Annotated in this window: 15 protein-coding genes; 9 read left to right on the forward strand and 6 right to left on the reverse strand. The window is 53.2% G+C overall.

What is annotated here, in order from left to right; genetic code table 11:
• Positions 1-57 precede the first annotated feature (57 nt).
• A complete protein-coding gene (locus EKL30_RS15500; RefSeq protein WP_126708152.1) occupies positions 58-390 on the reverse strand; it encodes a YnfA family protein in 333 nt (110 codons plus the stop codon).
• A 131-nt stretch (positions 391-521) separates the two neighbouring features.
• Here EKL30_RS15500 and selD point away from each other — a divergent pair, with 131 nt between their 5' ends.
• Positions 522-1,556: a selenide, water dikinase SelD gene (selD, locus tag EKL30_RS15505; RefSeq protein WP_126708153.1), complete on the forward strand. Its 1,035-nt coding sequence runs from the start codon at positions 522-524 to the stop codon at positions 1,554-1,556.
• Positions 1,556-2,659: a tRNA 2-selenouridine(34) synthase MnmH gene (mnmH, locus tag EKL30_RS15510; protein ID WP_126708154.1), complete on the forward strand. Its 1,104-nt coding sequence runs from the start codon at positions 1,556-1,558 to the stop codon at positions 2,657-2,659. Before selD ends, mnmH begins: the two co-directional genes overlap by 1 nt.
• 58 nt (positions 2,660-2,717) lie before the next feature.
• Here mnmH and EKL30_RS15515 read toward each other — a convergent pair whose 3' ends face one another.
• Complete coding sequence (locus tag EKL30_RS15515; RefSeq protein WP_126708155.1) at positions 2,718-3,245, reverse strand: transglycosylase SLT domain-containing protein; 528 nt, start codon at positions 3,243-3,245, stop codon at positions 2,718-2,720.
• 519 nt (positions 3,246-3,764) lie between these two features.
• On the opposite strand from EKL30_RS15515, the gene EKL30_RS15520 reads away from it, so the two are divergent.
• Positions 3,765-4,025, forward strand: coding sequence for a hypothetical protein (locus tag EKL30_RS15520; protein WP_126708156.1), 261 nt, complete (start codon positions 3,765-3,767; stop codon positions 4,023-4,025).
• Between the two features lie 617 nt (positions 4,026-4,642).
• Positions 4,643-5,548, forward strand: a complete 906-nt coding sequence (locus EKL30_RS15525; RefSeq protein ID WP_126708157.1) for a DNA/RNA non-specific endonuclease — start codon at positions 4,643-4,645, stop codon at positions 5,546-5,548.
• A 105-nt stretch (positions 5,549-5,653) separates the two neighbouring features.
• Here the strand turns inward: EKL30_RS15525 and EKL30_RS15530 are convergent, their stop codons facing one another.
• Positions 5,654-5,836 carry a CsbD family protein gene (locus tag EKL30_RS15530; protein WP_126708158.1) on the reverse strand — a complete coding sequence of 61 codons (183 nt, stop codon included), beginning with the start codon at positions 5,834-5,836 and terminating at the stop codon, positions 5,654-5,656.
• A 273-nt stretch (positions 5,837-6,109) separates the two neighbouring features.
• On the opposite strand from EKL30_RS15530, the gene EKL30_RS15535 reads away from it, so the two are divergent.
• Positions 6,110-6,739, forward strand: coding sequence for a pyridoxamine 5'-phosphate oxidase family protein (locus tag EKL30_RS15535; RefSeq protein ID WP_233583164.1), 630 nt, complete (start codon positions 6,110-6,112; stop codon positions 6,737-6,739).
• A 66-nt stretch (positions 6,740-6,805) separates the two neighbouring features.
• Here EKL30_RS15535 and EKL30_RS15540 read toward each other — a convergent pair whose 3' ends face one another.
• Positions 6,806-7,048: an Arm DNA-binding domain-containing protein gene (locus tag EKL30_RS15540; RefSeq protein WP_126708159.1), complete on the reverse strand. Its 243-nt coding sequence runs from the start codon at positions 7,046-7,048 to the stop codon at positions 6,806-6,808.
• 157 nt (positions 7,049-7,205) lie between these two features.
• On the opposite strand from EKL30_RS15540, the gene EKL30_RS15545 reads away from it, so the two are divergent.
• Together EKL30_RS15545 and EKL30_RS19260 are read left to right on the forward strand one after the other, a co-directional pair.
• Positions 7,206-7,403 (forward strand): hypothetical protein, encoded by a 198-nt coding sequence (locus tag EKL30_RS15545; RefSeq protein WP_126708160.1) that lies wholly within the window; start codon positions 7,206-7,208, stop codon positions 7,401-7,403.
• A gap of 102 nt (positions 7,404-7,505) precedes the next feature.
• On the forward strand, positions 7,506-7,736 hold the full coding sequence (locus tag EKL30_RS19260) for a hypothetical protein (protein WP_126708161.1): 231 nt from the start codon (positions 7,506-7,508) through the stop codon (positions 7,734-7,736).
• 292 nt (positions 7,737-8,028) lie between these two features.
• Here EKL30_RS19260 and EKL30_RS15555 read toward each other — a convergent pair whose 3' ends face one another.
• Positions 8,029-9,000, reverse strand: a complete 972-nt coding sequence (locus tag EKL30_RS15555) for a DUF2382 domain-containing protein (RefSeq protein ID WP_126708162.1) — start codon at positions 8,998-9,000, stop codon at positions 8,029-8,031.
• A gap of 98 nt (positions 9,001-9,098) precedes the next feature.
• Positions 9,099-9,545 carry a YsnF/AvaK domain-containing protein gene (locus tag EKL30_RS15560; protein WP_126708163.1) on the reverse strand — a complete coding sequence of 149 codons (447 nt, stop codon included), beginning with the start codon at positions 9,543-9,545 and terminating at the stop codon, positions 9,099-9,101.
• A gap of 613 nt (positions 9,546-10,158) precedes the next feature.
• On the opposite strand from EKL30_RS15560, the gene EKL30_RS15565 reads away from it, so the two are divergent.
• Both EKL30_RS15565 and nagB read left to right on the forward strand, forming a co-directional pair.
• Positions 10,159-10,431: a hypothetical protein gene (locus EKL30_RS15565; protein ID WP_126708164.1), complete on the forward strand. Its 273-nt coding sequence runs from the start codon at positions 10,159-10,161 to the stop codon at positions 10,429-10,431.
• A gap of 147 nt (positions 10,432-10,578) precedes the next feature.
• Positions 10,579-11,340: a glucosamine-6-phosphate deaminase gene (gene nagB, locus EKL30_RS15570; protein WP_126708165.1), complete on the forward strand. Its 762-nt coding sequence runs from the start codon at positions 10,579-10,581 to the stop codon at positions 11,338-11,340.
• Positions 11,341-11,836 lie beyond the last annotated feature (496 nt).

Genomic DNA, 11,836 nt, shown 5'->3' on the forward strand with positions numbered 1-11,836 from the left:
AGATAGAATGACTAAAAAGCTTACCACTGGATGCCGGTTGCAGGCACAGACTGCCAATTATGTCGCCGAGGGCTGCAGGGCAATCACCGCCATACCCGTAAGCGCGATGGCCGCGCCCGCGATGTCCCATCTGGTCAGGGGCACGCCATCCACAATTCGCAGCCATGCCAGTGCAACAGCAATGTACATTCCGCCATAGGCTGCATAGGTTCGACCCGCTGCGGTTGGATGAAGGGTTAGCAACCAGGCAAATAATCCAAGTGAGATGGCGGCAGGCAATAGCAAAATAAGACTCTTGCCTTGCTTTAGCACAAGCCATGGCAGATAGCAGCCGATAATTTCGGCTACCGCCGTTACGGCAAAAAGGACAGTAAGACGAAGAAGTTCCAAGGGTTCAAATCCGTTCGGCAATGGGTGTGAATTATGGCATGGCCTATATGACAATAATTGGCCGAGGAATTTTCATTGCTTCTCGGTCTGCTGAATTAGAATTGCCTTCATTGAAGTATTCCGGAGTATCGATGAAAGATTCCATTCGCCTCACCCAGTATAGTCACGGAGCCGGCTGCGGATGTAAGATCTCACCCAAGGTGTTAGAGGTCATCTTGCAAGGTAGCGGTGCGCAGGACCTTGACCCCAGACTATGGGTTGGCAATGCCTCGCGTGACGACGCGGCGGTTTATGCCTTAGACGACGAACGCGGTGTGGTGTCGACCACTGATTTTTTCATGCCCATCGTCGATGACCCTTTTGATTTCGGCCGTATCGCCGCGACAAACGCCATTAGCGACATCTATGCCATGGGTGGGAGTCCGCTCCTGGCCATCGCCATTCTCGGCTGGCCGGTCAAGCTGCTGCCGCCGGAGATTGCACGCGAAGTCATTCGCGGGGGACGCTCGGTCTGTGACGAAGCGGGCATTCCGCTGGCCGGTGGGCACTCTATCGACGCCCCTGAGCCAATTTTTGGTCTGGCCGTCACTGGTGTGGTGGACAAGGCCCGCCTGAAGCGTAATGACACCGCCACGGTCGGCTGTAAACTTTTCTTGACCAAACCACTGGGCATCGGCATTCTGACTACCGCAGAAAAGATGTCGAAGCTACGCATGGAAGACATCGGCTTGGCCCGGGACTGGATGTGTACCTTGAATAAGGCGGGCAGCCGATTCGGCAAGCTGGGCTGCGTCACGGCCATGACCGACGTTACCGGCTTCGGGTTGTTAGGACACTTGGCTGAAATGGCTGATGGCAGCGGTGTAAGCGCTCGAATCGACTACGCCAAGGTGCCGTGTCTGCCAGGCGTCGACTACTACTTGGGCGAGGGTTGCGTGCCAGGCGGAACCGCCCGCAACTTCGACAGTTATGGGGAACGCATCGGTCCTATCAGTCAGGATCAACTGAACCTGCTATGCGATCCGCAAACCAGCGGAGGCCTATTGGTAGCGGTGACTCCTGAAGGTGAAGCTGAGTTCCTCGCCGCGGCGGCAGAATTCGGACTTCATCTGGCCCCGATCGGCGAATTGATTGAGCGACAACGTCACGCGATAGAAGTGTTGTGATGCGCGAGAACACCAGCGACTACAGTGCGCTTTTTCTTGACGACGTACCGATGTTGGATACTCGCGCGCCCGGTGAGTTTAACAAGGGTGCTTTTCCTGGAGCCATAAATCTGCCGCTGATGAGTGATATCGAGCGGCAGAAAGTCGGCCTCTGCTATAAGCAGCACGGTCAGGATGCCGCCATCGCCTTGGGTCGCCGGTTGGTTACTGGCCAAACGAAGAAGGAGCGCATCGCTGCGTGGGCAGCCTTCGCCCGCGCCAACCCCAATGGCTATTTGTATTGCTTTCGTGGAGGCTTGCGCTCGCAGATTACCCAGGAATGGCTAATGGACGAGGCTGGCATCGAGTACCCGCGCGTGATCGGCGGTTACAAGGCCATGCGCGGCTTCTTGCTGGAAACTACCGGGCAGGCAGTCGCCGAGTGCCGTTTCGTGGTGCTGGGCGGTATGACCGGCACGGGGAAAACTGATGTCCTGTTACAGCTTGACAACGGCCTTGATCTGGAGGGCCATGCCCATCACCGTGGCTCGAGCTTCGGCAAGCATGCGGTTGGCCAACCGGCACAAATCGACTTCGAGAATCGGCTATCGATAGACATTCTAAAAAAGCGCGCCGCGGGGCATGAGCTTTTCGTGCTAGAGGACGAGAGCCGCAGCATCGGCCATTGCAGTCTGCCGTTGGACCTATATCGAAGCATGCAGACTTATCCCATCGTCTGGTTAGAAGACAGCTTGGAAAACCGTGTGCAACGCATACTGCGCGACTATGTAATTGGCCTGCACGCCGAGTTCGTGGCCTTGCATGGTGAGGAACTGGGCTTTGAACGGTTCGCGATACGTCTACGCCAAAGTCTGGACAATATCACCAAGCGTTTGGGCGGCGCACGGCATCAAAACTTGGCGATAAAGATGAACTCGGCCCTGGCCGAGCAGGGACGCAGCGGTGCCGTGGAATCTCACCTCGAGTGGATCGAAGGCCTGCTAACTGGATACTACGACCCCATGTATGTTTATCAACGTAAGCTTGAGTCGCAGCGCATCGTCTTCGCCGGGGGACATCGCACCGTAGTGGACTACTTACGACAGCTCCGTGTTAATAGGTAGGCGGGCAGGCTTATCGTCACACTTGCGTAATCCTCATTGACGTCATGCTGCTGAGGTATCAACCTTCATCTTGGTCGTCTTGGGCTTTGTTTCCGATGGTGGCGAGTCGTTTGGTCTCTCGAATGATCGACTCCACGTATCCCCGAGAGTTGCCCGAGTATTTTTTCAATGCGCCAGGAAGCCCGTTTTTTGCCTTGGTCAAGTATTCCTGAAGGATTTCCGCCCCGACACGAATATTCACACTGGGGTCGAACAATGACTCACGCCGATGCAATTTGTCTGGATGCCATCTGGCCACAACCTGCATAAGCCCTTGAGCGCCGTACTTGTTCTTGATACCAGCCCGAAGACCGCTTTCCTTCTGGACCACAGCAAGAATCAGCTCGGGACTTACGCCTTCGTGCTTTTCTGCCTCACCCCAGGCCAAGTCTACATACTCGCGGACGGTCTCTTCATCTTTATTGAATTTGGCCGCCAGATAGCTTGTAATGGCCTCCTTTCGCACGCCGTGCTCGTCTTCAAGGTCAGACGAGGCCATTATTTCAGTTGGCGCGACTACATCAACCTGGAAATCCTCGACCTTCACGTAGAATTCTGAAAGTGGGCGGAGCGTAGTGAATAGGGCGGCGTAAGGTGAGACGACAGGGCCGGCCTGATTCGATACGGTGGCGGACGCCAGAGGCTGCCAGAGCAGGCAAGAAAGAATAATTATCCTGGCAGAAAATGCACATGATTTTCGCGCGTCAAACGCTGTCGATATAAGCCTTGGCTGAACAGACTGTTGCCGTAACGGTGTCACAAGATGGGTTTCCCTGTAGTCGCAAAAGCGTCAATAACTTTAGCATGCTGTGTTAATCGGCCGAAATACCGTTGCACATTAATGCTTAGTTTTCATTTGGACTTATTTTCTCCGGCCAATCAATACATTGAGTGGTAGTTGGTTTTTGCGCCAAACTTTCTGTAGCCATCATTCCACGTCAGTTTCGCACCATACTGCCATCATTTGACAATCTGACACGGGCGGTTTCAATCGAAGCAGCATTTTTATGGGCGATGGCTGATACTGAATGGCCGGCACTTAGTGCTAATGTTCAGGAGACGTCATATGGCAACAACAACTGACCAAGTCAAAGACGCTATCGACGAAGGGGCTGATGCGGCGAGCACGGGAATAATAGAGGCCGCTGATAGGGCAGCCGAGGCAACGCGGCGGGCAAAGCAGGCGGCTAAAGAGGCCGTCGATAGCGGTAGAGATACCCTTGAAGGCGCTTTGATATGTGCGAAGGATATGGTTCGCGCCAACCCTGTGATGGCTGTTGCGACCGTAGCCGCGATCGCCTACCTATGGGGTCGACTTAAGCGATAACGGCGGCTAGGCAAGGCCGCGAGTCTGTGCTGCCTGAAAAAGCGCAGCGGGTTGGCTTTCTTCCGATAACGTTTCACCTATGGCTCTTGCTAGCCATAGGTGAAAAGATTTCCGTCTATTCTATAAGCATCGCTACTTGGTATTCGGAATCAGCTTGAACCCGTAGTTAACCCCCCATTTGTCCATCCGGGAGATCCAAACGGTATCGCATGTAATGCAGCGATATTGGCGCTCTGTTGCCCCATCATTGAGCGCTGTGGGTCTGGTGCCTTGATGCCTCATGTTTTCGTGAGGGTCGCTACCGACATTGAGACAGGGTTCACACAGCAATGATGCGATTGTTTTTGGCATGTAATAAATTAGAAGTGATAGACATCGATATTCTATGTCACATTTTGCATTCCCGATTTGAAAGCTGTCGATTTAACGCGATGTGTATCGCGGTGGCCGACTACGATGCGAAATTCCATGGGTCCATAAACGACATATGCGCCTCGAGCGGCTGACAGCTATTTGAACAAGCCAAGCTAGGGTGCAAAACCGACGAGCCGGCGCGTCGCCTACAATTGGACGGTGTCCCGTTCGAGCAACGGCCCGTAGTATCCAATTGCAGCAGAATGACGACGAAGAAGAAGCAAGTTTCACGTAGAAGCCGTTACACCACCCGTTCCAAATCAAGTAAGGCACCCGCTGGCCGCATCAAACGCTTCCTGAGGGCATGTAGCGTCGCTGCGATTACGTCGTTCAGCGTAGCGAGTTACGTACTCAATCCGCAGTGGCATGAACAGTTTGCGCTTGAACCAATCCTGTCGCAGTTTGGGCTTGCGAACCAGCAGATCGCTCCGCAGGTCACTGTCTCTGGCGCGCAGGCTCAGACGCACTTCGCGCAGTGTCCACAATTCTTTCCCACTGCTCGGCCGCCGTCCGTTCCAGCGGGCGAGGCGCTTCGAGAGCTTTGCTTCTCGTCGTTCGCCATCTTGCACAGCGGCCAAACTAAGACACCTGTCTTTGTCGCTCAGCGGCTGAACCGTCAGATGCTGGTCCAGGCCCGGGCAATGCAGAGGACCGATAGGTTCTATGCAGAAGCCCGCCTGCCGCGCGCTGAACGCGCGGTGCTGGACGATTACCGAGGCTCGGGTTATTCGCGCGGGCACATGGCGCCGGCAGGTGACATGCACGACACCGAGGCGATGGCGCAGAGTTTCTCTCTCGCTAACATGGTTCCGCAGAATCAGACCCACAATGCTGGTGCTTGGAGTCGTATCGAGCAAGACACGCGCAAGTATGTAATGCGCGCCGCCGGTGATGTCTATGTATTTACTGGCCCCGTCTATGATTCCCGGGCCGAAACGGTTGGCGAAGGGCATGTCACGGTACCGCGTCATATTTTCAAAGTGGTCTATGACGCAACGACGGGAAAATCATGGGTGCATTGGCAGGCGAACAGTGCAAACACGAAAGCCGGACCGCCAATCAGCTACAACGAGTTTGTTCGGCGCACTGGGTTGGTGTTATTGCCATAGTGCTGACACGTAAGGATTCAGCCAGTCCCGATAGCCGAACGCTACGTTATCATTTGGCGAAAAAAAAGCCCTCCGGAGAGGGCGAACTTAAAACAGTAGGAACGGCTACTCTTTTGGCATATCAAGCATGTCATCGTCAATGTCTTTCTCCTTATGCTGCGCGGTTCCAAAACTCTTCTCCGCTTTACCTTCATGCCTCGTGGCTTTCTTGTCGGTCGCTATACCAGCCTTTTCTCTGATGTCGCTTTTGACTTCATGGCCTGGACCCTTCGCTTTATCTTTGTCCATGGTGCTTCCTTTAAGAATACAGGCGCAATGGTGCTGCACCTGGAGAGGACAAAAGCAATCGATGTGCCCGCGTGCAAGGGCGAAAGAGCCCGCCGTAGGGCGTGCCGGTAGAGCCGTAGGATTACCGGCATCATGACAATCGAACACCGTGCTTTGGGGCCATTTGGTTGTGGGCTTATTAGTGTGCGGCTATGATTGTGCATGGCATAATGGAGAGGCGGAAGGCGACCGTGGCGTCAAAAAAACCGAGACGTCTAACTATGGATTGCAGCCTTGAGCGAAATAAATACGACTCATCAAGTCACTAGTCTGGAAGCGCTTGGCGCGATTTATGGTTCTGCGGCCATAGCTTCCATCAAGAAAGAAGTGAACTATATTCATCCGCATTATCGAAAGCTGGTAGAGGCTGCACCCTTTGTTGTCTTGGCCACCTGTGGGCCTGAAGGCCTTGATGCTTCTCCTCGGGGTGACCCAGCCGGCTTCGTCCGCGTTCATGACGAGAAAACACTGCTGCTACCTGACCGCCGGGGCAACAATAGACTAGACAGCCTTCGAAATATTATCCATGATCCTCGAGTCGCCCTGATCTTTTTGATCCCTGGTGTAAGCGAAACCTTGCGAATAAACGGCGAAGCCAGCATTACGACCGATCCGGAACTGTTGGAGCAGTTTTCATTGGCTGGCAAGCTTCCTTCGTCCGTGCTTATTGTCAAAGTAAAGAAGGTGTTTTTCCAATGTTCCCGGGCCATTCTCAGGTCGCGGCTCTGGGAGTCAGATCTTCATGTGGATCGTGGCTCATTGCCCAGTGTGGGCGCAATACTGGAAGCACTCAGCAATGCGGAAATCGACGGCGCGAAGTACGACTCTGAGTTGCCGGAACGGGTTCGAAAAACCTTGTATTAAGCGTGCTAGTCAGAGCTAATTGGAAATCGTCCGAAAGAGTGGAAGAGCTTCGTACGCCTTTCATTCTTACATTCCCGGCTTCTTGTTGAGCTGCAAAGCGTTCTTGCTTTTTGGAAACGTTACAGCGTAGTTGAATTCGCCTTTTTCTATAGCGTCCAGTATTCCAGCCCTTAAATCTGAAGCACGCTTTAAATTTGCGGCGCTGGGCTTTAGTCTGAGCCTTTCGCGCCAGAGGGTACCTTGGTATAGAAATTCGATTTCGATACTTGACTCCGAAGCCGGCCGTACGCCGTCAAGCCTCATACCCATACGTGATACCTTTATGAATTTCTTCGATTCCAAACCAATCGTTGTCTTGGCGATGTGTATATATCGTTGAGCGATACTAGTGGACTATACGCCAGTGGGGTGGTTGGGCGGGCTCGGGTAAGGCATACTGGACTCTTCCCACCGGTAGGAGCACAACATGCCTCGAAAGATAGTTCAACTGACCCCGTTAAAAATTCACGATTACGCTGGCGTCTATTTATTTGCCGTGTGTGATGACGGTACCGCCTGGCGAGCCGTACAAAATGACGATGGAAGCGTTGCCGGGGAATGGATACCAATCCCAGCGATTGACGTCAATCAGTCGGCCCCTAGTGGCGTTGAGAGAAAGAGCTAATGGGACTAGGGGTCGACCATCTCTACTGCGCGCTGCCATCGAAAGAAGCTTGAAGGAATCTGCTTTAAGAATGGCTATAACACTTCTTCAAGGCTAAGCAAAATGGTAATCCAAATGGTTAGCCGATACGGCGTAGCACTTTTTTTCGTCGCACTCGTTTCGGGGTGTTCTTCAACAGGGCTTGGGGCCTCGGCCCGAAGCGATGAGTGCAAGTGGAACCGCAGCAGCTGCATCTACGAGGGAGCATACGAGCCAGGGGAGCGGGACTATGCTGAAGAGGAAGCAAAGCGCTTGAATCGGGCCCAATCTGAAAGGCTGCGCCGTGGCAGCTGACCGTGCCGATAATTGGCCGCGATTGGTTTGTTCTATCCATAAAAAAACCCGGCTCGTGGCCGGGGTAGGCTTTGTTCCAGTGTCGTTGTGGCATGGTGTGCGTCATAGCGCCTTATTAGCTATGGAAGCGCACGACCTGTTTAACATTGAGTTCGCGGCGGGTCTCATTCGCCTTATGGCGTATTTCGACCGCGCCGCACTACTTCGCAACAGGCTACCTACACAATCATAGCGATGGATCCTCCAGACGCCTGCTTGATGGGCGTGCACGAGATCTTCAGTCAGGGCGTGGCTAGATTTTGCCGTTGCGAGGCTTCAACGGCTCGTCTGGAGACGATAAGTCATCGGCTTCGGTCCTGCGGCTGCCTGTTGAGCGTACGTCATCGCCATCGATACGCTCGACGTCCACCTGCGTTCCCCGAACCGTATCGCTTACTGTTTCGGTGCGCTCCGATGTTTGCTTGCCAACGACGACTTCTTCCACAACGCGCGCCGTCTTTTGCACTACCGGCGTTTCTTGCGTCTCGCGTACCTCTACAAAGCCCTCTTTCAAATCCGCCTCCGTCGCAGGCCGGTCGACGGGCCGCCTTTCAACCGACGCGCGCTCTTCACGCAAATTTACCGATTCGCTGACAGGCGTCTCGGTTGGGCGGGAGTAGACGCGGTAGGCTCCCGTTTGAACACGCCTTTTGCCGACCTCCAGCTCTTCTTGGACAACCGGAAAAGCCTTGTCCTCACCTTCCGGTTGAGTCAAAGGCGTGGATTGTTCGTCGGACGTGAAGCCGGATGTCACGGCAGCAGCTCCAGTGCCAGGTGCGACGTAGGTGGTGGAGCCGGCTCTTTCAGTGGAAGCGGTGTAGCTTGCGTCGCCCGCGCTCTGCCACTGAGCGTAGCGCTCGTCAATATCAACCGCCCCTGCAGATTCGAAAATATTGCGGACACGGTCCAGTTCAGCGTCTCCCATGACGTCCACGCTCACAAGCGCGCCGCCACGGCGTACCGCCTCCTGGTATTGGCCGTACTCTGGGGGACGGTCGTCATCGCCGACCAAATTCGAAAAGAATCGCTGGATCTTGTCGAATATTCCCTCGTCTTCACGGTCGATTATCCGGTCGGATCCGCTGATTGATGTGGATTCCCCTATATCCGATTGTCTCGAGTGGATTTCCACGTTAGAACGTGAGATGCCTTCTGCAGTAAGCGCGTCTACCGCCGCATTTGCCTCTTGGTAGGTGTCAAAGACACCGATAATGGTCTGAGTCATAAGAACAGCCTTGTAAAATTTTGGGGGTGATGTGCACTGACGGATTAACCTATGATGCACCGGAGAAACTGCGCAGTGCAGTACAGCAAATCGTGTGCCTATTCCTGCTTTTTCCAGCCACCTTGTTCACCATCGCGTTTCTCAACGACCACTTCCTCTTTTTTGACCGAAACGCTTTGGACGGAGTCCTGCTCCGTCGTATGCTTGGTGACGTGTAGCTCCTCTTTCAACATGAGGTGCATCTCGATCACTGGCACATATTCAAAGACGGGAATGACAAGCGTGTCTCCTTCTTGATGTGGTCCGTATTCGCTTTCGACGGGACGATTGATGGATACTCTGCGCGTATGAACGTGTTCTGAACGTAGGGTCACCGGAACATCCACGAACTCGTCGTGCACCACCTTATGGACGCGCACTGCGCCAGTTTCCTGTTTCTCGACCCCGATGAAGACGTCCTCCTGCGTCGCTGCAATGCTTACCGGTTCTTGCAATGGGTTGGGCAGTCCGTCATTTCGAGGTCCCGAATTGTCGCTTTCGTTCATACCGCAGCTCCTGCTTAATGGGGATGGCTGAGTTACGCTCAGTTGAAGGAGTTTTTGGTCCACTAAAGCGGTGCAAGTACCGTGCCGTTATATTTTTTTTCTGTGTGCCTACAACGCAAAAAGCCATCGTTTAAGCGGACGAGTTAGTGACGGATCTGCTTACCGTCAAAGACCTGGCTGAACGACGAAGAAAGATGGTAAGCCTTACAGTTTGTGAGAAGCACTTGCCACAGTCTTTGAAAGACCTGATTGACGGATAAGACCTTGCTACGAAAATCACGATAAATCCCAATCGCGTAGCCGAGGGTTTGCCTTAGTTCGTCAAGAATGACGACACCGTTGTGACGCCGGTAAAATCGAAAAACTTCGATATCGTGCCGTTTCGCCGTAAACCTGAGCAGATCAGTGAGTCCACAAATGGCTAATACAACCCCGAACCAAGTCCACCTATTCTATGCAGGGTCCCTTAGTACCGCGGACACGAATCGTTTATTTCTGGCACTCGTTAAAAAAGGGCTTACCCGCTCGGAGCTCGAATGAAATAGTAAACGCCGACCAGAACTGCACGGTCGCTTTGAAAGTTGGCTAATAAACTTCCCGAATAGGTGCCGCTATGTCCCCGCAAGAAATTCCGTCCAATATTGTTCGTGTGAGGCCGCAACCCATTGTCGACGGCAAAGGCATTTACGCCACTCGTGGTGGACAGCTCGCTTTTATTGAGACTTCGGAGCTGATTACAGGGAGGGTCGTTTTTTCCGGCTACATCACCAAGCTTGAGAAGGGTAAGAACGCGGTTCAAGAATGGCATCGCTGGTTCGCGAACGGAACCCTGGCCGAATCTGCACCCTCTGCTGATAATTTGCTAAACATTATCGAAAGAGTTTAAGTAGAATTTTCTTTGCCTTACAAGAGTTTGCTTCTGGTAATAAACGGGCCAGTATCGACGATAGGGCCGTGCTACGATCCGACGCATTTCCCCCCATAGCGGTCTAAAACTTAATGCAATTGTTGCGCAAAAGCGAGGCCATAGCCCATGTTTCATATATTCCCTGACACTTCTTCCATTGCCGAATACGTCAGCGCCGCGCTGATTGACAAGATCAAAAGCAAGCCCGGTGTCGTTTTGGGCGCCGCGACGGGCGGGACCATGGAGCCGATTTATGCGCGCTTTGTGCAGCAGGCGCATCAAGAGCGATTGGATCTTTCCCAGCTGATTTCCTTCAACCTGGACGAATACGTAGGGTTGGGCGCTGATCATCCGAAAAGCTATGCGGCTTATATGCGCGAGCACCTGTTCAACTATCTGGGGTTTAATGAATCTCGGCACCATCTGCCCGACGGCCAGGCGAAGAATTTGGAAGAACACTGTGTGGAGTACTCCGCCAAAGTGCAACAACATGGCGGAATAGATCTGCAATTATTGGGAGTAGGGAGCAACGGACATATTGGTTTTAACGAGCCAGGTACGGCTTTCGACAGCCGCTGTCATGTTGTTCAGCTCTCCGAACGCACCCGTATAGACAACAGCCGATTTTTTGCTAAAAACGCCATTGTCCCTGCTTCTGCCATCACGATGGGATTGCAAGACATCATGGACGCCCGAGAGATTCTGCTCATCGCAACCGGAGAGAGCAAAGCGCCAATCCTCGCCGAGTACTATCAAAACGACATCACCGAGGCCATTCCCTTTACGGTGTTGAAACGGCATCCAAATGTGAAAATTATTGTCGACGAGGCCGCGGCGAGCCTGTTGCCCGATAGTGTATGTAAGCGCACCATCGAGGCATATGTCTGAGGGAAGCCGCTGTCGCCCGTTCCCGCACAGCAGCTTTGATAATTAAGGCTTCAACTTCGTGCCGTCGATCATATTGTCGGTGCTCGTCATCCCGCGTTTTTACTTAGGCAGCCTTCACGAAATAGCCCCGTCATGCAAGACGGCATGTGTTCTCCATAAATCGATGTCTGATTTGTATCAGAAAAATTTGAACCTTGAAACAAGAGGTTACTAAGAGCGGCAATACCCCTGCCGTTAGCTTTCGCGCTATAGCATCGTTATGGAGACGGCGGAGTGGTTTAATAACTTCGGATGGGGCCATACTGCCACTCGAAAGGTCTTACAAGAATCTGTTATAAGAATGGCTATAAGATCTCTATAGGTCTAGTCAAAATGCCCATACAATCGTTTAGTCGATGCGGCGTAGCGCTGTTTCTTGTGGCGCTTGTCTCCGGGTGCACTTTCACCGGCCTAGAAGCTCCGGGTATCGGCACCAAGGCCTCGGACACCCACATTG

The sequence above is a fragment of the Candidimonas sp. SYP-B2681 genome, assembly GCF_003971065.1.
In the GTDB taxonomy this organism is placed as follows: Bacteria; Pseudomonadota; Gammaproteobacteria; order Burkholderiales; family Burkholderiaceae_B; genus Pollutimonas.

Coding starts and splice junctions, on each gene's coding strand:
- selD (WP_126708153.1), top strand. CDS start 522: ATGAAAGATTCCATTCGCCTCACCCAGTATAGTCACGGAGCCGGCTGC.
- mnmH (WP_126708154.1), top strand. CDS start 1,556: ATGCGCGAGAACACCAGCGACTACAGTGCGCTTTTTCTTGACGACGTA.
- EKL30_RS15520 (WP_126708156.1), top strand. CDS start 3,765: ATGGCAACAACAACTGACCAAGTCAAAGACGCTATCGACGAAGGGGCT.
- EKL30_RS15525 (WP_126708157.1), top strand. CDS start 4,643: ATGACGACGAAGAAGAAGCAAGTTTCACGTAGAAGCCGTTACACCACC.
- EKL30_RS15530 (WP_126708158.1), bottom strand. CDS start 5,836: ATGGACAAAGATAAAGCGAAGGGTCCAGGCCATGAAGTCAAAAGCGAC.
- EKL30_RS15540 (WP_126708159.1), bottom strand. CDS start 7,048: ATGGGTATGAGGCTTGACGGCGTACGGCCGGCTTCGGAGTCAAGTATC.
- EKL30_RS15545 (WP_126708160.1), top strand. CDS start 7,206: ATGCCTCGAAAGATAGTTCAACTGACCCCGTTAAAAATTCACGATTAC.
- EKL30_RS19260 (WP_126708161.1), top strand. CDS start 7,506: ATGGTAATCCAAATGGTTAGCCGATACGGCGTAGCACTTTTTTTCGTC.
- EKL30_RS15555 (WP_126708162.1), bottom strand. CDS start 9,000: ATGACTCAGACCATTATCGGTGTCTTTGACACCTACCAAGAGGCAAAT.
- EKL30_RS15560 (WP_126708163.1), bottom strand. CDS start 9,545: ATGAACGAAAGCGACAATTCGGGACCTCGAAATGACGGACTGCCCAAC.
- EKL30_RS15565 (WP_126708164.1), top strand. CDS start 10,159: ATGTCCCCGCAAGAAATTCCGTCCAATATTGTTCGTGTGAGGCCGCAA.
- nagB (WP_126708165.1), top strand. CDS start 10,579: ATGTTTCATATATTCCCTGACACTTCTTCCATTGCCGAATACGTCAGC.